The 21140-nt window shown below is 74.8% G+C and carries 24 protein-coding genes; 7 read left to right on the top strand and 17 right to left on the bottom strand.

The window, feature by feature from the left end; translation table 11 throughout:
- Window positions 1-20 precede the first annotated feature (20 nt).
- The 3 genes from MCM47_RS01850 to MCM47_RS01860 form a co-directional block, all read right to left on the bottom strand.
- Window positions 21-1541: an anthranilate synthase component I gene (locus tag MCM47_RS01850; protein WP_238740254.1), complete on the bottom strand. Its 1521-nt coding sequence runs from the start codon at window positions 1539-1541 to the stop codon at window positions 21-23.
- 83 nt (window positions 1542-1624) lie between these two features.
- Window positions 1625-2005: a phosphoribosyl-AMP cyclohydrolase gene (gene hisI / locus MCM47_RS01855; protein ID WP_238740256.1), complete on the bottom strand. Its 381-nt coding sequence runs from the start codon at window positions 2003-2005 to the stop codon at window positions 1625-1627.
- 79 nt (window positions 2006-2084) lie between these two features.
- Window positions 2085-2555, bottom strand: a complete 471-nt coding sequence (locus tag MCM47_RS01860; RefSeq protein ID WP_238740258.1) for a hypothetical protein — start codon at window positions 2553-2555, stop codon at window positions 2085-2087.
- A 186-nt stretch (window positions 2556-2741) separates the two neighbouring features.
- Here MCM47_RS01860 and MCM47_RS01865 point away from each other — a divergent pair, with 186 nt between their 5' ends.
- From MCM47_RS01865 to MCM47_RS01875, 3 genes are all read left to right on the top strand, one after another.
- Complete coding sequence (locus tag MCM47_RS01865; RefSeq protein ID WP_238740260.1) at window positions 2742-3326, top strand: hypothetical protein; 585 nt, start codon at window positions 2742-2744, stop codon at window positions 3324-3326.
- Window positions 3327-3354: 28 nt separating this feature from the next.
- Window positions 3355-3993 (top strand): TIGR03085 family metal-binding protein, encoded by a 639-nt coding sequence (locus MCM47_RS01870; protein ID WP_238740262.1) that lies wholly within the window; start codon window positions 3355-3357, stop codon window positions 3991-3993.
- Between the two features lie 126 nt (window positions 3994-4119).
- Window positions 4120-4902, top strand: coding sequence for a VOC family protein (locus tag MCM47_RS01875; RefSeq protein ID WP_238740263.1), 783 nt, complete (start codon window positions 4120-4122; stop codon window positions 4900-4902).
- Between the two features lie 100 nt (window positions 4903-5002).
- Here MCM47_RS01875 and hisF read toward each other — a convergent pair whose 3' ends face one another.
- The 8 genes from hisF to hisD are packed head-to-tail and all read right to left on the bottom strand — an operon-like array spanning window position 5003 to window position 10766.
- Window positions 5003-5773, bottom strand: a complete 771-nt coding sequence (hisF, locus tag MCM47_RS01880) for an imidazole glycerol phosphate synthase subunit HisF (protein ID WP_238740265.1) — start codon at window positions 5771-5773, stop codon at window positions 5003-5005.
- On the bottom strand, window positions 5770-6201 hold the full coding sequence (locus MCM47_RS01885; RefSeq protein WP_238740267.1) for a Rid family hydrolase: 432 nt from the start codon (window positions 6199-6201) through the stop codon (window positions 5770-5772). The genes hisF and MCM47_RS01885 overlap by 4 nt, the downstream gene beginning before the upstream one ends.
- The gene (priA, locus tag MCM47_RS01890) at window positions 6198-6923 is read right to left on the bottom strand and encodes a bifunctional 1-(5-phosphoribosyl)-5-((5-phosphoribosylamino)methylideneamino)imidazole-4-carboxamide isomerase/phosphoribosylanthranilate isomerase PriA (protein WP_238740269.1); all 726 of its coding nucleotides are present in this window, start codon (window positions 6921-6923) and stop codon (window positions 6198-6200) included. The genes MCM47_RS01885 and priA overlap by 4 nt, the downstream gene beginning before the upstream one ends.
- 19 nt (window positions 6924-6942) lie before the next feature.
- Entirely contained in the window at window positions 6943-7578 is a 636-nt protein-coding gene (gene hisH / locus MCM47_RS01895) for an imidazole glycerol phosphate synthase subunit HisH (protein WP_238740271.1), read from the bottom strand.
- Between the two features lie 34 nt (window positions 7579-7612).
- Window positions 7613-7765 (bottom strand): hypothetical protein, encoded by a 153-nt coding sequence (locus MCM47_RS01900; protein ID WP_238740273.1) that lies wholly within the window; start codon window positions 7763-7765, stop codon window positions 7613-7615.
- Window positions 7762-8355: an imidazoleglycerol-phosphate dehydratase HisB gene (gene hisB, locus MCM47_RS01905; RefSeq protein ID WP_238740275.1), complete on the bottom strand. Its 594-nt coding sequence runs from the start codon at window positions 8353-8355 to the stop codon at window positions 7762-7764. Before hisB ends, MCM47_RS01900 begins: the two co-directional genes overlap by 4 nt.
- 6 nt (window positions 8356-8361) lie before the next feature.
- Window positions 8362-9462, bottom strand: coding sequence for a histidinol-phosphate transaminase (locus MCM47_RS01910; protein ID WP_238740277.1), 1101 nt, complete (start codon window positions 9460-9462; stop codon window positions 8362-8364).
- Complete coding sequence (hisD, locus tag MCM47_RS01915) at window positions 9459-10766, bottom strand: histidinol dehydrogenase (RefSeq protein WP_238740279.1); 1308 nt, start codon at window positions 10764-10766, stop codon at window positions 9459-9461. Before hisD ends, MCM47_RS01910 begins: the two co-directional genes overlap by 4 nt.
- A gap of 91 nt (window positions 10767-10857) precedes the next feature.
- On the opposite strand from hisD, the gene MCM47_RS01920 reads away from it, so the two are divergent.
- From MCM47_RS01920 to ybaK, 3 genes are all read left to right on the top strand, one after another.
- Entirely contained in the window at window positions 10858-12435 is a 1578-nt protein-coding gene (locus tag MCM47_RS01920; protein WP_238740281.1) for an oxidoreductase, read from the top strand.
- 94 nt (window positions 12436-12529) lie between these two features.
- Complete coding sequence (locus tag MCM47_RS01925; RefSeq protein WP_238740283.1) at window positions 12530-13258, top strand: LON peptidase substrate-binding domain-containing protein; 729 nt, start codon at window positions 12530-12532, stop codon at window positions 13256-13258.
- A 66-nt stretch (window positions 13259-13324) separates the two neighbouring features.
- Window positions 13325-13819 carry a Cys-tRNA(Pro) deacylase gene (ybaK, locus tag MCM47_RS01930; RefSeq protein ID WP_238740285.1) on the top strand — a complete coding sequence of 165 codons (495 nt, stop codon included), beginning with the start codon at window positions 13325-13327 and terminating at the stop codon, window positions 13817-13819.
- A 43-nt stretch (window positions 13820-13862) separates the two neighbouring features.
- Here the strand turns inward: ybaK and MCM47_RS01935 are convergent, their stop codons facing one another.
- From MCM47_RS01935 to MCM47_RS01960, 6 genes are all read right to left on the bottom strand, one after another.
- Window positions 13863-14636 carry a hypothetical protein gene (locus tag MCM47_RS01935; RefSeq protein ID WP_238740287.1) on the bottom strand — a complete coding sequence of 258 codons (774 nt, stop codon included), beginning with the start codon at window positions 14634-14636 and terminating at the stop codon, window positions 13863-13865.
- Window positions 14637-14718: 82 nt separating this feature from the next.
- A complete protein-coding gene (locus MCM47_RS01940; RefSeq protein WP_238740289.1) occupies window positions 14719-15531 on the bottom strand; it encodes an ABC transporter permease in 813 nt (270 codons plus the stop codon).
- The gene (locus MCM47_RS01945; RefSeq protein WP_238740291.1) at window positions 15528-16511 is read right to left on the bottom strand and encodes an ABC transporter ATP-binding protein; all 984 of its coding nucleotides are present in this window, start codon (window positions 16509-16511) and stop codon (window positions 15528-15530) included. The genes MCM47_RS01940 and MCM47_RS01945 overlap by 4 nt, the downstream gene beginning before the upstream one ends.
- Before the next feature lie 93 nt (window positions 16512-16604).
- On the bottom strand, window positions 16605-17825 hold the full coding sequence (locus tag MCM47_RS01950) for an NYN domain-containing protein (RefSeq protein ID WP_238740293.1): 1221 nt from the start codon (window positions 17823-17825) through the stop codon (window positions 16605-16607).
- 271 nt (window positions 17826-18096) lie between these two features.
- Entirely contained in the window at window positions 18097-19143 is a 1047-nt protein-coding gene (locus MCM47_RS01955; RefSeq protein WP_238740295.1) for an aspartate-semialdehyde dehydrogenase, read from the bottom strand.
- A 109-nt stretch (window positions 19144-19252) separates the two neighbouring features.
- Window positions 19253-20143 carry a dihydrodipicolinate synthase family protein gene (locus MCM47_RS01960; RefSeq protein WP_238740297.1) on the bottom strand — a complete coding sequence of 297 codons (891 nt, stop codon included), beginning with the start codon at window positions 20141-20143 and terminating at the stop codon, window positions 19253-19255.
- Between the two features lie 72 nt (window positions 20144-20215).
- Here MCM47_RS01960 and MCM47_RS01965 point away from each other — a divergent pair, with 72 nt between their 5' ends.
- A complete protein-coding gene (locus MCM47_RS01965) occupies window positions 20216-21103 on the top strand; it encodes a LysR family transcriptional regulator (RefSeq protein ID WP_238740299.1) in 888 nt (295 codons plus the stop codon).
- Window positions 21104-21140: the final 37 nt, after the last annotated feature.

Below are 21140 nucleotides of genomic sequence, written 5' to 3' on the forward strand. Positions count from 1 at the left end.
CCGCACCGCACCGGTGCGGCTCACACCTCCGGCGTGCGCAGCGTATTCGCGGTGGCCACCGCCCGCAGGACGGCCGCCGCCTTGTTGCGGCACTCGGTGTCCTCGCCGTGCGGGTCCGAGTCGGCGACCACGCCCGCGCCCGCCTGGACGTAGGCGGTGCCGTCCCGCAGCACGGCGGTGCGGATGGCGATCGCGGTGTCGGAGTCCCCGGCGAAGTCCAGGTAGCCGACGCAGCCGCCGTACAGGCCCCGGCGGGTGGGCTCCAGCTCCTCGATGATGCGCATCGCCCGCGGCTTCGGCGCGCCGGAGAGGGTGCCGGCCGGGAAGCAGGCGGTCAGCACGTCGAAGGCGGTCCTGCCGGGTGCCACCCGGCCGGTCACGGTCGAGACGATGTGCATGACGTGGCTGTAGCGCTCGATCTGCATGAAGTCGACCACCTCGACGCTGCCCGGCGCGCACACCCGGCCGAGGTCGTTGCGGCCGAGGTCGACCAGCATCAGGTGCTCGGCCCGCTCCTTCGGGTCGGCGAGCAGCTCGGCGGCCAGCTCGGCGTCCTCGTGCGGGGTGGCGCCGCGGTGCCGGGTCCCGGCGATCGGGTGCAGCATCGCCTCGCCGTCGGTGACCTTGACCAGCGCCTCCGGGCTGGAGCCGACCACGTCGAAGCCGCCCTCCGCGCCGCCGTCCGCCCCCGGGAAGCGGAACAGGTACATGTACGGGCTGGGGTTGGTGGTGCGCAGCACCCGGTAGACGTCCAGTGCCGAGGCCGGGCAGGGCGCCTCGAACCGCTGCGAGGGCACCACCTGGAACGCCTCGCCGGCCCGGATCCGCTCCTTGACCTCCTCCACCGCCGCCCGGTAGGGCGCGCCACCGAACGGCGAGCGCACCTCGCCGGGGCCGGACGGGGTGAAGGTGGCCAGGCCCGGGTCGACCGGCTTGAGCAGGTCGGTCTCCATGGCGTCCAGCCGGGCCACGGCGTCCGCGTAGGCCTCGTCCACGCCGCTCGCCAGGTCGTTGTGGTTGACGGCGTTGGCGATCAGCAGGACCGTGCCGTCGGCGTGGTCCAGCACGGCGAGGTCGGTGGCCAGCAGCATGGTCAGCTCGGGGAGCCCGAGGTCGTCCGGGTTGAGGTCGGGCAGCTTCTCCAGCCGGCGGACGACGTCGTAACCGAGGTAGCCGACGAGGCCGCCGGTGAGCGGGGGCAGGCCGTCGTCGGCGTGGCGCGGGGTGTGCAACGCCTCCAGCGCGGCGCGCAGCACCTGGAGCGGGTCTCCCGTGGTGGGGATGCCCACCGGCGGGGTGCCGAGCCACCGGGCGTTCCCGTCCGGGTCGGCGGTGAGCACCGCGGCGCTGCGGACGCCGACGAAGGAGTACCGGGACCAGCTGCGGCCCTGCTCGGCGGACTCCAGCAGGAAGGTGCCGGGGCGCTCGGCGGCGAGGCTGCGGTAGAGGCCGATCGGGGTGAGGCCGTCCGCGAGGAGCCTGCGGGTGACCGGGATGACCCGGGTGTCGGCGGCGAGCTTGCGGAAGGCTTCGAGATCCATGACGGGCGGCACCTTCTGGTCGTGGTCGGCTTCTGGCGGCGTTCGGCGGTGGAGCGGGCGGCGCGGCGCTGCGGCCGGCGGGATCAGCCGAGCGGGAGCACGTCGGCGTCGAAGCAGGTGCGGTCGCCGGTGTGGCAGGCGGCCCCGGTCTGGTCCACCTTGACCAGCAGCGTGTCGCCGTCGCAGTCCAGCGCGACCGACACGACCCGCTGGGCGTGGCCGGAGGTGTCGCCCTTGACCCAGTACTCCCGGCGGCTGCGGCTCCAGTAGGTGCAGCGGCCGGTGGTGAGGGTCCGGTGCAACGCCTCGTCGTCCATCCAGCCGAGCATCAGCACCTCGCCGGTGTCGTGCTGCTGCGCGATGGCCGGGAGCAGTCCGTCCTGGGTGCGCTTGAGCCGGGCGGCGATCTCGGGGGCCAGCGCGGTGGAGCCGGGGGCGGCGGGCGTGGTGGGGGTGGTGGACATGCGCCCATTGTGTCAGCCCGGCCCCGCGCACACGTGCGCCGTCCGGTGAGCGGGCGCATCACGGCCGTGAGCGGGCCCATCACGGCCTCGCGCAGCCTTCGGGCCAGATCCGGTGGACGAAGAGCCCTGCCTGCCGCGCCAGTTCGGCGACGCGGGCCGGCTCGCTGCCGGGCTCGCCGTCCCAGACCGCGACCAGCTCGTCGATCATGCCGACGAGGGCCCGCCCGGTGTCGTCACCGAGGCCCCCGTGCTCGGCCGGGGCCAGCCGGTGGACGGCGTTGGCCTCGTTCATCAGCTGCAGCCGGGTGGCGCGGTGCCGGTCGTCGGCGCGGCCCACGACGAGCGCCCCGGCGGGAACGACGACCTCCACCTTGCCGCCGTGCTCCAGCACCGAGCGGGCGAACCAGCTGTCCGGGCCCTCGTCGGCGCAGGTGACACCGACCAGCTCGTACGGGCCGAAGGTGGTGACGAGCCGCCAGAGGTCCCCGCGGACCAGCATCTCGGTGATGCCCCCCGACAGGCCCCGGTGACCGGTGATTCCGACGCGCATCCGCATGCTCCTGGGATCGTGTCGTGCCGGGGCGAGCCTATCCGACCGCCCCGGTCCGCTCCGGCCGCTCCGGTCCACGCCGGTCCGCACCGGTCCGCACCGGTCCGCACCGGCCACGCCGGTCTGCTCGTACGAGTTGTGCCAACCGCCTGCCGGGAGGGCCCGCGGTGGGCCATCCTCGTGGCCATGACCTCCGAGCAGCCGACCCCCGCGCAGCCGCCCGAGCCCGCCGCGCGCCCGCCGCGGGGCCTGGTCCTCGCCGTCGCCGCGGTGCTGGCCGCGCTGCTCGCGGTGGTGGCCACGGTGCTGCTCTGGCCGGAGAAGGAGCGGGCCCCGCTCCCGCCGCCGCCCTCCCCGACCACTGCCACGCCGTCCCCGACGCCCACGGCGACCCCCACGCCGACCCCGACGCCGAGCAGGGTGGTGCCGTACACCTTCTTCCCGGTCGGGACGTGCTTCGACCACCCGCAGCAGACCAGGACCGTCACCAAGCCGGAGGCGCGCCCCTGCGAGGGGGAGCACGACGGGGAGGTCGTCGCCGACCTCCTGCTGCCGGACGGGCTGACCGAGACCCAGCTGAACAAGGCCGTCCGGGACGGTTGCAAGGAGTCGCTGGCCGCGGCCGAGGCCCGCCAGGGCGGCGGGACGTTCTACACCCTGCCGATCGGGCCGCCGATGGCGCAGTACCAGCAGGGCTGGCGGGACTACACCTGCTCGCTCACCTCCGGCACCCGCCCGGGCACCCCCAAACTCACCGGGCACCTCAAGTGACGCGGTGAGGACGGCCTACGCTGACACCATGTCGAACCACGCCCTCGCCGAGCGCCACCGGCTGGCCGAGCTGCTGGCCGCCGCCGGGCCGGACGCGCCCACCCTCTGTGCCGGGTGGTCCACCCGTGATCTCGCCGCCCACCTCGTCGTCCGGGAGCGGCGGCCGGACGCCGCGGCGGGGATCCGGGTCGGCGCCCTCGCCGGCCACACCCACCGGGTGCAGTCCGGGTACGCCGAGCGCCCGTACGAGGAGCTGCTGCGGCTGTTCCGCTCCGGCCCCCCGATGCTCTCGCCATTCGCCCTGCCCGGCGCCGACGAGGCCGCCAACACCGTCGAGTACTTCGTGCACGCGGAGGACGTCCGCCGGGCCGGCGAGGAGTGGACCCCGCAGCCGGTGCCGCCCGGGCGGGCGGACGCGCTCTGGCGCCGGCTCCCGCTGCTGGCCCGGATGGAGGCGGGCCGCCGCTCCCCGGTGCGGCTGGAGCTGGCACGCCCGGACGGGCAGAGCCTGACGGTCGGGCCGGCCGGGGCCCCGGTGGTGCGGATCACCGGCGAGCCGGCCGAGCTGGTGCTGTTCGTCTACGGCCGCGGCGAGCGCGCAGAGCTGGCCGTGGACGGTCCGCCGGACGCGGTCACCGCGCTGCGGCACGTCCTGCCGCTGCCCTAGGACGGCGGCGGGCCGGCGCGTGTCCGGCTGCGGATGTCGGTGGCGGGGTGCAGACTCGCTAGGGGCCGCCTCGCCGACCCGTCCGGGGTCGACCGGCCGTCGTTTCCGTCGAAGGAGCACCACCCCATGCTCACCACCGACTTTCCCGCCGGCTCGCCCTGCTGGATCGACCTCGGCAGCCCGGACCCGGCCGCGGCCGCGACCTTCTACGGCGCGGTCTTCGGCTGGACCTTCCAGGACCTCGGGCCGGAGGCCGGGGGTTACGGCTTCCTGCAGGCCGCCGGCAAGACCGTGGCCGCCGTCGGTCCGCTGACCGAGGAGGGCGCGCAGTCCGCCTGGACGACCTACTTCCGCACGCCCGACGCGGACGCCACCGCGGCCGCCGTCGAGAAGGCCGGCGGCACCGTGCGGGTCGCACCGTTCGACGTCATGGAGGCCGGCCGGATGGGCCAGCTGACCGACCCGCAGGGCGCGCAGTTCGCGATCTGGCAGGCCGGCACCACCACCGGCCTGGACGCGGTGTCCACCGACAACGCGCTGGTCTGGGCGGAGCTGCACACCCCGGACCCGGAGGCCGGCTTCGCCTTCTACCGGCAGGTCTTCGGCTGGCGCTCGGAGAAGTTCCCCGCACCGGGGATGACGTACCTGGTGGTCTCCCCCGCCGAGGGAGACCAGCGGGCCACCACCTTCGGCGGCATCGCCCCGGTCATGGCCGAGGGGCAGCCGCCGTCCTGGACGCCGTACTTCGCCACCGAGGTGGTGGACGAGCTGGTCGGCCGGGCGCAGGCGGCCGGCGGCCGGGTGCTGATGGCCGCCGAGGACGTCCCGAACGTCGGCCGGATCGCCTGGCTGGCGGACCCGTTTGGCGCGCCGTTCGCACTGATCAAGGGCGAGCCGCAGGACTCTTGAGCGCGCAGGCCCCCTGAACGGCACCGGGGCCCGCCCGCCGTGCGGCGGGCGGGCCCCGGTGTGTTCGGCCGTGCTCCGCCGCGCTGCCGTCCGGCGCGCCTCAGCGGACCGGGTGACCGGCCTCGCGCAGCGCGTCCTTGACCTCGCGGATCCGCAGGTCGCCGAAGTGGAAGACGCTGGCGGCCAGCACCGCGTCCGCGCCGGCGTCCACCGCGGGGGCGAAGTCGGCGGTCTTGCCGGCGCCGCCGGAGGCGATCACCGGGACGGACACGGTCTTGCGGACCGCCCGGATCAGCTCCAGGTCGTAGCCGTCCTTGGTGCCGTCCGCGTCCATCGAGTTCAGCAGGATCTCGCCCGCACCCAGCTCGGCCGCCCGGCCGGCCCACTCGACGGCGTCCAGGCCGGTGCCCCGGCGCCCGCCGTGCGTGGTGACCTCGAAGCCGGACGGCGTCTCGGTGCCCTCCGGGCAGCGCCGGGCGTCCACCGAGAGGACCAGCACCTGGCGGCCGAACCGCTGGGCGATCTCCCGGATCAGCTCCGGGCGGGCGATCGCCGCGGTGTTGACGCCGATCTTGTCGGCGCCGGCCCGCAGCAGCTTGTCGACGTCGTCGGGGGTGCGGATGCCGCCGCCGACGGTCAACGGGATGAAGACCTGCTCGGCGGTGCGGCGGACCACGTCGTAGGTGGTCTCCCGGTCACCGGAGGAGGCGGTGATGTCGAGGAAGGTCAGCTCGTCGGCGCCCTCGGCGTCGTAGAGCTTGGCCATCTCGACCGGGTCACCTGCGTCGCGCAGGTTCTGGAAGTTGACGCCCTTGACCACCCGGCCGGCGTCGACGTCCAGGCAGGGGATGACTCGTACGGCGAGGGTCACGGCTGTCCGCCTTCCACAGTGCTTGCCAGCCCGGGCCGGTGGGCGTCGAGTTCCACCTCGACCAGCATCCGGGGGTCGATCAGGCCCTGGACCACCACCATGGCGGCCACCGGGCGTACGGTCTCGAAGATTTCGCGGTGGGCACGGCCCACCGCGTCCACGTCACGGGCGTGGGTCAGGTACATCCGGGTGCGGACCACGTCGTCGGCGGTCAGGCCGTACGCGGCCAGGGCGTCCAGGCCGACCCGGAAGGAGGCGACCGCCTGCTCGTACGGGTCGCCCTCGCCGACGAGGGCCCGGCCCTGGAAGGGCCGGGCGCCGGCCACGTGCACGTGGTCGCCCGCGGCCACCGCCTGCGCCGAGCCGAACACCTCCTCCCAGGGGGAGATTCCGCCGACCCGACCGCGCACGACCTGACGTTCCGTCATCCTGAAACCGCCTCCAGGGCCTCTTCGAGCGTGAACTTCTGCTCGTAGAGTGCCTTGCCGACGATGGCGCCCTCGACTCCCTCGCCGACCAGGGTCGCGATGGCGCGCAGGTCGTCCAGCGAGGAGACGCCGCCGGAGGCGACCACCGGCTTGTCGGTGGCGGCGCAGACGTCGCGCAGCAGCTGCAGGTTGGGGCCGGTCAGGGTGCCGTCCCGGTTGACGTCGGTGACGACGTAGCGGGCGCAGCCCTCGGCGTCGAGGCGGGCCAGTACGTCGAAGAGCTGGCCGCCGTCGCTGGTCCAGCCGCGGCCGCGCAGGGTGGTGCCGACGACGTCCAGGCCGACGGCGATCCGGTCGCCGTGCTCGGCGATGACCTTGGCGACCCACTCGGGGCTCTCCAGGGCGGCGGTGCCGAGGTTGACCCGGGTGCAGCCGGTGGCGAGGGCGGCGGCCAGCGACGCGTCGTCGCGGATGCCGCCGGAGAGCTCGACCTTGATGTCCAGCGCGCCGGTGACCTCACGGATGAGCTCGCGGTTGCTGCCGGTGCCGAAGGCGGCGTCCAGGTCGACGAGGTGGAGCCACTCGGCGCCGGCGTTCTGCCAGGCGAGGGCGGCGGCGAGCGGCTCGCCGAAGGAGGTCTCGGTGCCGGAGGCGCCCTTGACCAGGCGAACGGCCTGGCCGTCCCGGACGTCGACGGCGGGGAGCAGTTCGAGGCGGCTCATGGTGTCAGCTCTCAGATCGTCAGAGGGTGTTGACCCAGTTGGTCAGCAGGGCGGCGCCGGCGTCGCCGGACTTCTCGGGGTGGAACTGGGTGGCCCAGAGCGGGCCGTTCTCCACGGCCGCGACGAACGGCTGCCCGTGGGTGGCCCAGGTGACCATCGGGGGGTCGATCCGCGCGCTGTGGATCTCCATGTCCCAGTGCCGCACCCCGTAGGAGTGCACGAAGTAGAAGCGGGTGTCGGCGTCGAGGCCGGCGAACATCCGGCTGCCCTCGGGGGCGTCGACGGTGTTCCACCCCATGTGCGGGACGACCGGCGCGTCCAGCGGTTCGACCGTGCCGGGCCACTCGTCGCAGCCCGGGGTCTCCACCCCGTGCTCGACGCCCTTCTCGAAGAGGATCTGCATGCCGACGCAGATCCCCAGCACGGGGCGGCCCCCGGAGAGCCGGCGGTCGATGATCCAGTCGCCCCGGACGCCCTTGAGCCCGCGCATGCAGGCCTCGAAGGCGCCGACGCCGGGGACGAGCAGGCCGTCCGCGTCCATCGCCGCCCGGTAGTCGGAGGTGACGGTGACGTTCGCGCCCGTGCGCTCGACGGCGCGCTGGGCCGAGCGGAGGTTGCCCGAGCCGTAGTCGAGCACGACGACGTTCTTGCCCATGTTCAGGTTTCCCGGTCTTTCGTTGGCTCGACGGTTACAGGCGCATCAGGCCGGAGACCAGGCACATCACCGAGCCCAGCGCGAGGACGAGGATGACGCCCTTCGACTGCTTCTGCTTCCAGAACGAGATCACGCCGCCGGCCAGGAAGAGGCCGGCGAAGAGGAGGACAACAGCGGACTTGCTCACAGCGCACCCTTGGTCGACGGGAGGATGCCGGCCGCGCGCGGGTCGCGCTCGGCGGCGTAGCGCAGCGCCCGGGCCAGCGCCTTGAACTGGCACTCCACGATGTGGTGCGCGTTGCGCCCGTACGGCACGTGGACGTGCAGGGCTATCTGCGCCTGCGCCACGAAGGACTCCAGGATGTGCCGCGTCATCGTGGTGTCGTAGCTGCCGATCATCGGCGCCATGTTCTCCGGCTCGGTGTGCACCAGGTAGGGGCGGCCGGAGAGGTCCACGGTGACCTGGGCGAGGGACTCGTCCAGCGGCACCGTGCAGTTGCCGAAGCGGTAGATGCCGACCTTGTCCCCGAGCGCCTGCTTGAAGGCGGCACCGAGCGCGAGGGCGGTGTCCTCGATCGTGTGGTGGGTGTCGATGTGCAGGTCGCCGTCGGTCTTCACGGTGAGGTCGAAGAGGCCGTGGCGGCCGAGCTGGTCGAGCATGTGGTCGTAGAACCCGACGCCCGTGGAGATGTCGGTCCTGCCGGTGCCGTCGAGGTCGATCTCGACCAGGACCGAGGTCTCCTTGGTGGTGCGCTCGATGCGTCCGATACGGGACATACGGGGTTACAGCTCCTTGATCACGGTCGCGACGGCGTCCAGGAAGGCGTCGTTCTCGGCGGGGGTGCCGGCGGTGACGCGCAGCCACCCGGGAACGCCGTTGTCCCGGACCAGGACGCCGCGGTCGAGGATGGCCTGCCAGACGGCGTGGGTGTCGTCGAAGCGGCCGAACTGGACGAAGTTGGCGTCCGAGTCGGTCACCTCCAGGCCGAGCCCGCGCAGCGCGTCGACCAGCCGGTCGCGCTCCGTCTTGAGCCGGCCGACGTAGCCGAGCAGGGTGTCGGTGTGCTCCAGGCACGCCAGCGCGGTGGCCTGGGTGACGGCCGACAGGTGGTACGGCAGCCGGACCAGCTGCACCGCGTCCACGACGGCCGGGTCGGCGGCGAGGTAGCCCAGCCGCAGGCCGGCCGCGCCGAAGGCCTTGGACATGGTGCGGGTGACCACGAGGTTGGGCCGGCCCGCCAGCAGCGGCAGCAGGGAGTCCCGGTGCGAGAACTCGACGTACGCCTCGTCCACGACCACCAGGCTGGGCCGGGCGGCCTGCGCCGCCTCGTACAGGCGCAGCACGGTCTCGGCGGCGACCGCGGTACCCGTCGGGTTGTTCGGCGAGCAGACGAAGACGACGTTCGGCCGGTGCTCGGCGATGGCCGCCTCGGCGGCGGCCACGTCGACGGTGAAGTCCTCGCTGCGCGGGCCGGAGATCCAGCCGGTGCCGGTGCCGCGGGAGATCAGGGCGTGCATCGAGTACGAGGGCTCGAAGCCGAGCGCGGTGCGGCCGGGGCCGCCGAAGGTCTGCAGCAGCTGCTGGATGATCTCGTTGGAGCCGTTGGCGGCCCAGACCTGCTCCCGGGCCACCGGGTGCCCGGTGGTGCGGGTCAGGTACGCGGCCAGGCCTTCGCGCAGCTCGACCGCGTCCCGGTCGGGGTAGCGGTTGAGGCTGCGGGCGGCCTCGGCGACGCGCTCGGCGATCCGGGCCACCAGCTCCTCGGGCAGCTGGTACGGGTTCTCGTTGGTGTTCAGCTGGACGGGAACGTCGAGCTGGGGCGCCCCGTAGGGGGACTGTCCGCGCAGTTCGTCGCGGATCGGGAGGTCGTCGATCTTCGTCACGAGCCGGGGACACTCCAGTCGAATCGGGCCTTGATCGCGTCGCCGTGCCCGGGGAGGTCCTCGGCGTCCGCCAGGTTGACGACGTGCGCGGCGATGCCGGCCAGGGCCTCGCGGTCGTACTCGACGACCTGGACGCCGCGCAGGAAGGTCTGGACGGAGAGCCCGGAGGAGTGGCAGGCGCAGCCGCCGGTCGGCAGCACGTGGTTGGAGCCGGCCGCGTAGTCGCCGAGCGACACGGGGGTGTACCGGCCGATGAAGATCGCGCCGGCGTTGCGCACCCCGGCGGCGACGGCGTGGGCGTCCCGGGTCTGGATCTCCAGGTGCTCGGCCGCGTACGCGTTGGCCACCGTCAGGCCCTGCTCCAGGTCGTCGACCAGGATGATGCCGGACTGCGGACCGCCGAGCGCCTGGGCCACCCGCTCGCCGTGCCTGGTCCGGGCGACCTGCTCCTTGAGCTCGGCCTCCACCGCGTCGGCCAGCGCCGGCGAGTCGGTGACCAGCACCGAGCCGGAGGTCGGGCCGTGCTCGGCCTGGCTGATCAGGTCGGCGGCCACCTCGGTGGCGTCCGCGCTGTCGTCGGCGAGCACCATGATCTCGGTCGGGCCGGCCTCGGAGTCGATGCCGATCCGGCCGGAGAAGTAGCGCTTGGCGGCGGCCACGTAGATGTTGCCCGGACCGGTGACCATGTTCACCGGCGCGCACTCCTCGGTGCCCAGGGCGAACATGGCGACCGCCTGGGCGCCGCCGACCGCGTACACCTCGGTGACGCCGAGCAGCGCGCAGGCCGCCAGGATGGTCGGGTGGACGCGCCCGCCGAAGGCCTTCTGCGGCGGCGAGGTGACGGCGATGCCGGTGACGCCGGCCTCCTGCGCGGGCACCACGTTCATCACCACGGAGGACGGGTAGACCGCCAGGCCGCCCGGCACGTAGAGGCCGACCCGGTCGACCGGCACCCAGCGCTGGGTGACCGTGCCGCCGGGCACCACCTGGGTGGTGTGTCCGGTGCGTCGCTGGTCGGCGTGGACGGTGCGGGCGCGGCGGATCGACTCCTCCAGGGCGGCCCGCACCTTCGGGTCCAGTCCCGCCAGGGCCTCGGCGATCTGCTCGGCGGGCACCCGGGTGGACTCCAGCCGCACGCCGTCGAACCGCTCGGTGAGCTCGATCAGCGCCGTGACCCCGCGATGGCGTACGTCCTCGGCGATCGGCCGCACCTTCTCCAGGGCGGCCGCGACGTCGAAGTCGGCACGGGGCAGCAGGTCACGCGGGTCGTCGAGCGAGCCGCGCAGATCGATTCGAGAGATCACGCCAACCAGTGTAAGGAGTGGCCGGAATCGCCGGTCCCGCATTTCAGTCCGTGATACGAAAGGCGAGACGACCGGGGGAAACGGGGGAACGATGGCGGAACGGGCACCGGACGGCTGGACCCGGGTGGAGCAGGGGCTCTGGGAGGCGTTCCGGCACGGCCGGATCCACGACCTGCGGGCCGGCGACGCCGAGCAGGACGACCCCTTCGGCGGGGCCGAATGGGGGCCGGAGCGGACCGTCCGCGCCGAGGTGCTCTCCCGGCTGCTGCTGGACGGCCCGACCGCCGTCCCCGGGCGGGTCGCCTCGCTCAAGCTGACCGGGGCCCGGATCACCGGCCCGCTGCGGCTGGCCGGCGGCACCATCGGGCACTACGTCGAGCTGCACGACTGCCGGTTCGAGCAGAAGGTCCTGATGTCCGAGGCCGAGGCGGGCACGCTGCGCTTCGTCGGCTGCCTGCTCCCGCGACTGGAGGCCTCCCGCCTCGTCACCTCCGGCGACCTCCACCTGGCCCGCTGCCGAATACCCGAGGGCCTGCGGCTCACCGACGCCCGGATCGGCACCGACCTGCTGCTCAACCAGAGCGTGCTCGGCGCCGACCGGTACGGCCGGGCGGTCTCCGCCGACGGGCTCGGCGTCCACCAGGACGTCGAGGCCGAACGGATCGAGGTGCGCGGCGAGCTGTCGCTGCGCACCTGCCGGATCGGCGGCCGGCTGTCGCTGCGCGGCGCCCAGCTGCACGCCGTTCCCGGCAACCGCACCTGCCTCAACGCCGTCCGGATGACCGTCGGCCACACGCTCTACCTGACCAGCTCCGCCGACTTGGGCTGGGTGGGCTCCCAGGCCTACTACGGCTCCGGCTACGGCGAGAGCCCGGCGCCGGACGCACCGAGCACGCCGTTCCGCGCCCACGGCAGGGTCCGGCTCTCGGACAGCCGGTTCGAGAACGCCTGCCTGATCTCCGGCGAGTTCCACCTGGAGGGGGACGACGAGCTCTCCCTGCGCCGTATCCAGACCCCCGAGCTCCGCTTCAGCTGCAAGGTCCCGCCCACCGGCACCGTCTCGCTCTCCCGGGCCCGGATCGGCAACCTGGTCGACGACCCCGACGCCTGGCCGCGGGGCAGGCGGCTCGGGCTGACCGGCTTCACCTACGAGTGCCTGCGCCCGGTCGCCCCGTTCAGCGTCCAGCAGCGGATCGCCTGGCTGGAGGGCTCCTCGGTGGAGTTCCAGCCCGAGTCCTACGAGCAGCTGGCCGCCGCGCTGCGCCGGGACGGCGCCGACGACGACGCCCGCGAGGTGCTCTACGCCAAGCAGCGCCGGCGCCGGCAGACCCTGCCGCTGCCGGCCCGGATCTGGGGCCGGGTGCAGGACGCCACCGTCGGCTACGGCTACCGCCCCGGCCGGGCCGCGCTCTGGCTGCTGCTCGCCTGGGCGCTCGGCAGCCTCTACTTCGCCACCCACGAGCTGCAGCCGCTCAAGGCCGACGAGAGGCCGCACTGGAACCCGGTGCTGTACGCGCTGGGCCAGCTGCTCCCGGTCGTGGACCTCGGTCAGCAGGGCTGGAACCCGGGCGGCGCCGACCAGTGGGTCGTCTCCGGCCTGGTGATCGTCGGCTGGGTGCTGGCCACCACCGTCGCCGCCGGCGCCACCCGGATGCTCCAGCGCGGTTAGCGCCTCTCCTTCGGATCCCGTCGAGGCGCTGGGTCCCCGCTTCGGGCCGCAATGCCCGGGCGGACGGGGGCCGCGGGGAACTACGCTGTGCGCCGTGACAGAACGGCTGCCGCTCTTCCCGCTGAACACCGTGCTCTACCCGGGCCTGGTGCTGCCCCTGAACGTCTTCGAGGAGCGCTACCGCCGTCTCGTCGCCGACCTGCTCGCGCTGCCCGAGGACCAGCCCCGCAGGTTCGGCATCCTCGCCATCCGGGACGGCCGCGAGGTCGCGCCGGTCCGGGCGGACGACGGCCCGGCCGGTCCGCTGGACGGCCTCGGCACCGTCACCGGCGACCCGCTCGAAGCGATGTACCACGTCGGCTGCGTGGCCGACCTCGCCTCCGCCCAGGAGCAGCCCGACGGCCGGTACGAACTGCTGGTCACCGGCACCACCCGGTTCCGGCTGCGCTCGGTCGACACCGGCGGCCCCTACCTGGTCGGCGAGATCGAGCCGATCGAGGAGCAGCCCGGTGAGGGTGCCGGGGCGCTGGCCGCCGGCGTGGAACGGGCCTTCCGGACGTACCAGAAGCGGCTGGCCGGGGCCCGCGAGGCCAGCACCGTCGGCCACCAGCAGCTGCCCGACGACCCGCAGGTGCTCTCCTACCTGGTGGCCGCCGCCTCGGTGCTCGGCACGCCGGTCAAGCAGGAGCTGCTCGCCTGCCCGGACACGGCGCAGCGGCTGCGCACCGAGCTGGAGCTGCTGCGCCGCGAGACGTCCGTGCTGAGCTGGCTGCCCTCGCTCCCGGCGGTCGACCTGACCCGCCAGTCTTTCAGCCCCAACTGACAGCCCCACCGACACGTCAGCCCCGGCTGACAGACCCGACCGACTCCCGCCCCGGAGGTCCCGCAGATGGCCAGGAAGCCGAAGAAGGGCGGCCAGGGCACACCTGCCACGGTCGCCCTGGAGAACGCCGCCGTCGCGTTCACCGTGCACGCCTACGAGCACGACCCGGCGGCCGCCTCCTACGGCGGCGAGGCCGCCGAGGCGCTCGGGGTCGCCGCCGAGCGGGTGTTCAAGACGCTGGTCGCCGACGTGGACGGCGTCCTCACCGTGGGCGTCGTCCCGGTGGCCGGGCAGCTCGACCTGAAGGCGCTCGCCGCGGCCGTCGGCGGCAAGCGCGCCGCGATGGCCGACCCGGCCGCCGCCGAGCGCAGCAGTGGGTACGTCCGCGGCGGCATCTCCCCGCTCGGGCAGCGCCGGCCGCTGCGCACCGTGGTGGACGACAGCGCGCTCGGCCACCCCACGGTCTACGTCTCGGCCGGCCGGCGCGGGCTGGAGGTCGAATTGGCCCCCGCCGACCTGGTCACGCTCACCGGCGCCAGCACCGCCCCGATCGGACGCTGACCCGCCGCCCCGAGCGGACGCCGGTCCGCCCCGGCCCGGGGGCTCAGCCCAGCCGGTCCTCCGGCGGCCGCGGCCCGTCCTGCGGCCCCCCGGCCGGGCCCTGCGCGACGTCCGTGGGACCGGACGGCAGACCGGCCGGCGGCTGCTGCCCCGCGGAGGGGCCGGCCCAGTACGGCGGCGGGTCCTCCTCGCGCTTGCCGAACGCCGCCGAGAGCGCCAGCAGCACCACCATGGCGGCCATCGGCCAGGCCAGCAGCGCGCCGTACGCCCCGAGGTCGATGTCGGCGTCGAAGTGGCCGCCGTCGCCGACCCGCTTGGCCTCGGCGACCAGGTCACCGGCCGGGCCGAGCCGGCGGCCCAGGCCCCAGGCGCCGACCGAGGCCAGCAGCCCGCCGACCGCGAGGCCGACCGCCACCGCGATGCCGCCGCCGCGCCGCCGGGTGGCCAGGAAGGCCCCGAGCGCGGTCAGGGCGCCCATGCCCAGACCGATCAGGACGAACACGCTGTCCGCCCCGGCCCGCTGCTCGCCCTCCGGGTCGCCGTAGAGGATCTTGTTGCCGTCGACCACCAGCGGCACCTTCGGCGCCAGCCACGCCCAGAGGGCCGCCATCGCCACCCCCAGCACCAGGCAGACCAGCACCGTGACCGCTCCGACCTTCAGCTCGGGCAGCAGGCGCTGGAGCGCGGGTCCGTCCGCCTTCCGTGCGAGGGCCCGGTCCGGCGCCTCCGGCGGCGCGAACGGGTTCGGGGCGGAGGTGTCCGCTTCGGCGCCCGCAGCCGCGTGCAGGGGATCCGGAGGTGTGTTCGGTACGGTCACCCGCCCATCGTTTCACGAGCGCCGCCGGAACGGACCCGCCACCCGCACCGTGGACGCCCGGGCCGGGCACCCGCGTCACCCGCTACCGGGTGGTGGCCCGCCGGTACGCCCAGGTGGCGACGGCCAGCGACACCACGCCCACCCCGGCGCAGACCGCGAGGTTGCCCGCCACCTGCGCCCAGTCCGGATCGGCGGCGAAGGTCCGGGCGAAGGCCTCGACCCCGTACGTGGAGGGCAGCAGGTCGCGCAGCCAGAGCACCGGCTGCGGCAGGTGGTCCACCGGCAGCACCCCGAGCAGCAGCGCCGCCGACATGCCGAGCTGCCCCAGCATGGTGGCGATCTCCTGCCGGGGCGCGAGCAGCCCGCAGGCCGCGCCGAGCCCGGAGAGGGCCGCCCCGGCCAGCGGCACCACCGCGAGCAGCACCCAGAGCTGCCCCAGCGGCAGCCCGAACATCACGGCCCCGGCCGCGGCGGTCACCAGCGCGCCGGGCAGCGTGAACGAGGCGTACGCGGCGGCCGCGCCCAGCACCACCGAGGCGGCGGGGACGGGCAGCGTCGCGTAGTGGTCGAGGCCTCCGGTGGCCCGCAGCCGCCCGAAGTACTGGGCCAGCAGGTTGAGCGCCACGAACGCCACCACCAGCACGCTGGACCCGGCCACCACCGAGCGCGCGGCCGCCGTCTCCCCCGGGTCGACCACACCGCGCATCATCACCAGGATGCCGAGCGACTGGAAGGTCGCGACGAACAGCAGCGGGATCCGGGCCACCTTGGCGCGGGCCAGCTGCGCCCGGTACACGGCGGCCAGCGCGGGCAGCAGCCGGGCGGCCGGCGCCAGCGGGGCGGGCCCGGCGTCCGTCGTCCCGCTGGTCTGCGGCGGCGCGGAGAGCAGCGTCACTTGACCAGTCCTCCATGGCGGCCGCCCAGCTTGAGGTAGGCGTCCTCAAGGCTCGGGGTGGCCAGGGTGAAGTCGTCCAGCGCGGCGAAGGCCGGGCCGGTGGTGACGGCGGCGACCAGCTCGCGGGCCTCCTCCGGGGTGGTGCGCACGGTCCAGCGGCGGCCGGTGCGCTCGGCGCGCCCGGCCAGCTCCGCGACGGCGGGCACGGTGAGCGGGGCCTCGTCCCGCCAGACCAGGTCCAGCCGGACGTCGCCGTCGACCAGGGCCTTGAGTCCGCCGGGCGTGTCACAGGCGATCACCCGGCCGTCGTCCAGCACGGCGACCCGGTCCAGCACGGTCTCCGCCTCGATCACGTTGTGGGTGACCAGCAGCACGGTCGTGCTCAGCTCGGTGCGGCGCCGCTCGACGGCGCTCCAGACCGCGCGGCGGGCGACCGGGTCCATGCCGGTGGTCGGCTCGTCGAGGACGAGCAGCGGCCGCTCCCCGACCAGCGTGGCGGCGAAGCAGGCGAGCCGGCGCTGACCGCCGGAGAGCTTGGCGAGCGGGCGGTGGGCGAGCGGTTCGAGGGCGAGCTCGGTGAGCACGTCGGCGGCCTCCGCCCGGGCCTGCGCCCGGCTCAGGCCGCGCAGCCGGCCGGTGGTCTCGGCGGCGAGCGCCACGGTCAGCTCGTCCAGCGCGGTGGACTCCTGGCCGAGGTAGCCGAGCAGCCGGGCGGCCCGCTCCGGATGGCGGACCACGTCGTGGCCGAGGATCTCGACGGAGCCGGAGTCGGGCCGCAGCAGCCCGGTGAGCTGGCGGACCAGGGTCGACTTGCCGGCGCCGTTGGGGCCGAGCAGGCCGAAGATCTCACCCCGCCGGACGGTCAGGGTGACGCCGTCGTTGGCCCGGACGTCGGCGGCCGCGGCACCGCGCCCGGAGCGGTACGTCTTGACCAGGTCGCGTACGGCACAGCACGGCGAGGTCACCTCTGGACGGTTCACGCGCTGCCCTCACTCACGAGCGAAGACTCTACGCCGTGCGGCCCGCGAACCGGACAAGGGGGCCTGATCACCCGCGCAGGACGGCCGCGGCGGTCAGTCGTCCACGACGACGTCCCCGCCGGGCACCCGCCCGGACAGTTCCTTCCAGAAGCCGGCCCGGATCGCGTACCGGTCGTGCTCGTCGATCTGGTCGTCCTTGTGCGCGAGCAGCCCGAACCGGGCGGCGTAGCGCAGCAGCTCGCCGTCGACCCGGTGCGGGATGCGGGGGTAGTCGGGCCAGAGCACGGTGAGCCGCTCGGCGTTGCCGATCCGCTCGCACCAGCGGCGGGCGAACACCTGGCCGACCTCGTGGGCGTCACCGCCGATCGAGGTGATGTCCTCCTCGCGGTCGGCCCAGCGCTGCTCGGCCGTGGTCAGCTGGGCCAGGGTGGGCAGGCAGTCGCCGGCGGTGGCGGCCTGCTCGGCGGCGGGCCGCTCCACCCAGCCGCGGTCGGAGGACCAGCGCAGCACCGGGCCGGCCGGGTGGCCCGCGGCGGCGGGCGGCGCGGGGGCGGTGCGGCCCGCTATGTCCTTGGGCGTCGGGACGACCTTGAGCGCGGTGGCGGCCGCCGGGGCCGGTCGCCCGTTGGCCGCCGGCACCGCGGCCGGGGCCGGCTCGGGGCGGACCGCCGGCACCGGCACCACACCGGGCGGGCCGGCCGGCGGCGCGGCCAGGATCTTGGCGATCTCGTGCCGCGGCCCGGGGGCAGGGAAGACTGCGGCGTTGTCGCGCAGGCTGAACGACCCCTCGATCCACTCCCGGTCGAGCACCCGGCGCTCGTCGGCCTCGCCGACCAGGTCCTCGGACTGGTTGAAGTCCCCGTCGGCGGCCTGCAGCGCCCAGAGGTGGACGACCACGCCGTGCTCCTTGGCCGACATCATGCCGGGCAGCAGGTCGCCGTCGCCGGTGATCAGCACGACGTCGGCGCAGGCCCGGTTGCGGGCGAGCTCGGAGAGCTCGGCGTGCATCGCGGCGTCCACGCCCTTCTGCACCCAGCGACCCTCGGCCCGGGTCAGCGCGCCGAGCCGGACGGTCACCCGGGGCAGTACCCGCAGCCGGCGGTGCTCGGGCATCGGGCGGCGGTCGGGGGCGGCGTCGAACCAGTAGATCCGCAGCAGCGGCAGGCCGGTCTCGGCCTCGGCCCGCTCGCGCAGGGCGGTGATCAGCGCGGTGTGGTCGACGGTGACCCGGGAGCGCGAAGGGTCCCCCGCGAGCAGGCTGGCGGCGGCGCCCAGCAGGTATCCCGCGTCCACCAGGACGACACAGCGGTCCATCGCGCACCTCTTTCCGCTCGCCCTCGGGTCAGGCGCCGCCGGTCGCGGTGCCGGGTGGGCGCGGTCCGCCCGGCGGCCGGGCCCGGATGGGGTGAGGGAGGCCCGCAGCCGCCCGATCGTTGGGTCACCTTTACCCCTGGTTCGCGCGCCGAATCTCGGCGGATGTCGCGGTCCGGCAACGGCCGGGAACGCGACGGGCCCCCGTCCCGGAGGACGGGGGCCCGCTTGGCGCGCGGCCGGGGCCGGGCGCGCGGCACCTGCGGCCGGGTGCTCAGCCCCGGAGCTCGGCGGCGACCAGCTCGGCCAGCTGGACGGCGTTGAGCGCGGCGCCCTTGCGCAGGTTGTCGTTGGAGAGGAACAGCGACAGGCCGTGCTCCACCGTCTCGTCGGCCCGGATGCGCCCGACGTAGCTCGGGTCGCGGCCGGCCGCCTGCAGCGGGGTGGGGATCTCGCTCAGCTCGACGCCGGGGGCGCCGGTGAGCAGCTCGACCGCGCGCTCGGGGCTGATCGGGCGTTCGAAGCGGGCGTTGATCTGCAGCGAGTGGCCGGAGAAGACCGGCACCCGCACGCAGGTGCCGGCCACCTTCAGCTCGGGGATGCCGAGGATCTTGCGGCTCTCGTGGCGGAGCTTCTGCTCCTCGTCGGTCTCGTTGGAGCCGTCGTCGACGATCGAGCCGGCCAGCGGCACCACGTTGAAGGCGATCGGCCGCTGGTAGACCTTGGGCTCGGGGAACTCGACCGCGCCGCCGTCGTGGGCGAGCGCCGAGGCGCCGTCGACCACCTTGGCGGCCTGGTCCTGCAGCTCGGCCACGCCGGCCACGCCGCTGCCGGAGACGGCCTGGTAGGTGGAGACGACGAGTGCGGCGAGGCCGGCCTCCTCGTGCAGCGGCCGCAGCACCGGCATGGCGGCCATGGTGGTGCAGTTCGGGTTGGCGATGATGCCCTTGGGGCGGTCGGCGATCGCCTCCGGGTTGACCTCGGAGACGACCAGCGGGACCTCGGGGTCACGGCGCCAGGCGGAGGAGTTGTCGATCACGACCGCGCCGGCCGCGGCGACCTTGGGGGCGAGCGCCTTGGAGGTGGCGCCGCCGGCCGAGAAGATCACGATGTCCAGGCCGGTGTAGTCGGCCGTGGCCGCGTCCTCGACGGTGATCTCGGTGCCCTGCCACGGCAGGGTGCGCCCGGCCGAGCGGGCGGAGGCGAACAGCCGCAGCTGCTCCACCGGGCCCAGGCCGCCCTCGCGACCCGCGCGCTCCGCCAGGATCTCGCGGACCACGCCGCCGACCTGGCCGGTGGCCCCGACAATGCCGATCTTCATTCCGACAACTCCTCTTGATGTTGCTGTTCACAGCCGCGCTCTGCCCATCATGCCTTGCCACGGGCGGTGCGCGACCTGGCATTCCACGGTGTGAGAGACCCGGACCCGCTCAGTGGTCCAGACCGGTGGCGAGCTCCAGCGCCCGCGCGGTCTCCGCCGGACCGGCCGGCAGCAGCGGCAGCCGCACCGAAGGGGTGGGAATCAGGCCCCGGGCGTGCAGCACGCCCTTGACCACGCTCGGGTTGGGAGCCGCGAACGCGGCGGCCGACAGGGCGCTCAGCCGGTGGCCGAGCGCGCGGGCCCGCGGGACGTCCCCGCGCTGCCAGGCGGCGGCCAGCTCGACGAACCGGGCCGCGGCCAGGTGGGCGGAGGCCAGGATGCCACCGGCCGCGCCCAGCGCCAGCATCGGCGCGAGGAAGGCGTCGTCCCCGGCCAGCACCGCGAAGCCGGCCGGCCCGGCGGCGAGCAGCTCGACGGCGTCGTGGTCCATCGCGCCGGTCGCGTACTTGACGCCCACCACCCCCGGCAGGGAGGCGAGCTCGCCCAGCGCGGCGGCCGGGAGCGCCTGCCCGGTGCGGTACGGGATGTGGTAGACGACCAGCGGCACCGAGCTCGCCGCGGCCAGGGCCCGGAAGTGCGCCAGCGTCCCCGCCACGCCCGGCCGGACGAAGGACGGCGCGGTGACCAGCGCGGCCGCCGCGCCCGGCACCCGCTCGCGCAGGCCCGCCAGCTCCTCGGCGGCCGCCCGGGTGTCCGGACCGCCTGCGCCGACCACCAGCTGCCCGCCCAGCTCGGCGCAGGCGGCGGCGCAGACCTCGACCACCGCCGCCTTCTCCGCCGCGTCCAGGGTGGCCGGCTCGCCGGTGGTGCCGAGTGCGACCAGCCCGGCCGCACCCTCGGCGAGCACCGAGCGGGCCAGCTTGTCCAGCGCGTCGAGCGCGACCGAGCCGTCGGCGGCGAAGGGGGTGACCAGGGGAACGTAGATGCCCTTGAGTTCCATGGCCATGATCCTGCGATCCCGCCGTCCCGCAGGTCCAGTTCACATTTCCGACGCTTCTCGTAAGCTGAGCCGATGCTCGACGTCCGACGCCTGCGCCTGCTGCGCGAACTCGCCCATCTCGGCACCATCGCCGCCGTCGCCGAGGCGCTGTCGTTCAGCCCTTCGGCCGTCTCCCAGCAGCTGTCCGTCCTGGAGAAGGAGGCCGGCGTCGCCCTGCTGGAGCGCACCGGGCGGCGGGTGGCGCTCACCCCGGCCGGGCGGAACCTGGTGCGGCACGCCGAGGCGGTGCTGGCGCGGCTGGAGCAAGCGGACGCCGAACTCGCCCACGCCCGCGAGGGGCTGGCCGGTCCGCTGCGGATCGGCACCTACCCGTCGGCGGCCAAGGCGATCATCCCGGCGGTCCTCGCCGAGCTGGCCGGGTGGCACCCGGGGCTGGAGCCGATGGTGAACGAGGTGGACCCGGCGGCCGTCGCGGCGGCCCTGCGTGCGGGCGAGCTGGACGTGGCGCTGGTGCACGAGTACGACCTCGTCCCGGCCGACCCGGAGCCCGGCCTCGCGGTGACCCGTCCGGTGTTCACCGAGCCGATGTACCTGGCGGCCCGCGCCCCGGGGACGGTCGCCGAGCACCGCGCGGCCCCGTGGATCATGGCGCCGCCGGGGACGCTCTGCCACGCCATGGCCGTCCGGGCCTGCGAGAGCGCCGGCTTCGCGCCCCGGATCCGGCACCAGATCGACGACTTCTCGACGGTGCTGGCGCTGGTGGCGGCCGGTCAGGGGGTGGCGCTCGTCCCCCACCTGGGCATCGCGCAGACCCCGCCGGGGGTGGTGCTCACCCGGCTGCCGATGTACCGGCGCACCCGGGCCGCCTTCCGCGCGGGCGCCGGCTCCCACCCGGCGATCTCGGCCTTCGTCTCGGCCCTGCACACCGCCGTCCCCGCCGGCCTCGGCGGCGGGTCCTGATCCCTCGGGACCGGCACCGACCCGCCGCCGGGGGCGG

Source organism: Kitasatospora sp. A2-31, assembly GCF_022288725.1.
GTDB lineage: Bacteria > Actinomycetota > Actinomycetes > Streptomycetales > Streptomycetaceae > Kitasatospora.

Excerpts from the sequence above, each read along its gene's own strand:
- MCM47_RS01875 (WP_238740263.1), top strand. The coding sequence starts at position 4,120 with ATGCTCACCACCGACTTTCCCGCCGGCTCGCCCTGCTGGATCGACCTC.
- MCM47_RS01920 (WP_238740281.1), top strand. The coding sequence starts at position 10,858 with ATGGCGGAACGGGCACCGGACGGCTGGACCCGGGTGGAGCAGGGGCTC.
- MCM47_RS01960 (WP_238740297.1), bottom strand. The coding sequence starts at position 20,143 with ATGGAACTCAAGGGCATCTACGTTCCCCTGGTCACCCCCTTCGCCGCC.
- hisH (WP_238740271.1), bottom strand. The coding sequence starts at position 7,578 with ATGGGCAAGAACGTCGTCGTGCTCGACTACGGCTCGGGCAACCTCCGC.
- MCM47_RS01955 (WP_238740295.1), bottom strand. The coding sequence starts at position 19,143 with ATGAAGATCGGCATTGTCGGGGCCACCGGCCAGGTCGGCGGCGTGGTC.
- MCM47_RS01850 (WP_238740254.1), bottom strand. The coding sequence starts at position 1,541 with ATGGATCTCGAAGCCTTCCGCAAGCTCGCCGCCGACACCCGGGTCATC.
- MCM47_RS01965 (WP_238740299.1), top strand. The coding sequence starts at position 20,216 with ATGCTCGACGTCCGACGCCTGCGCCTGCTGCGCGAACTCGCCCATCTC.
- MCM47_RS01860 (WP_238740258.1), bottom strand. The coding sequence starts at position 2,555 with ATGCGCGTCGGAATCACCGGTCACCGGGGCCTGTCGGGGGGCATCACC.
- MCM47_RS01865 (WP_238740260.1), top strand. The coding sequence starts at position 2,742 with ATGACCTCCGAGCAGCCGACCCCCGCGCAGCCGCCCGAGCCCGCCGCG.
- hisB (WP_238740275.1), bottom strand. The coding sequence starts at position 8,355 with ATGTCCCGTATCGGACGCATCGAGCGCACCACCAAGGAGACCTCGGTC.
- ybaK (WP_238740285.1), top strand. The coding sequence starts at position 13,325 with ATGGCCAGGAAGCCGAAGAAGGGCGGCCAGGGCACACCTGCCACGGTC.
- MCM47_RS01950 (WP_238740293.1), bottom strand. The coding sequence starts at position 17,825 with ATGGACCGCTGTGTCGTCCTGGTGGACGCGGGATACCTGCTGGGCGCC.
- priA (WP_238740269.1), bottom strand. The coding sequence starts at position 6,923 with ATGAGCCGCCTCGAACTGCTCCCCGCCGTCGACGTCCGGGACGGCCAG.
- hisI (WP_238740256.1), bottom strand. The coding sequence starts at position 2,005 with ATGTCCACCACCCCCACCACGCCCGCCGCCCCCGGCTCCACCGCGCTG.
- MCM47_RS01885 (WP_238740267.1), bottom strand. The coding sequence starts at position 6,201 with ATGACGGAACGTCAGGTCGTGCGCGGTCGGGTCGGCGGAATCTCCCCC.
- MCM47_RS01870 (WP_238740262.1), top strand. The coding sequence starts at position 3,355 with ATGTCGAACCACGCCCTCGCCGAGCGCCACCGGCTGGCCGAGCTGCTG.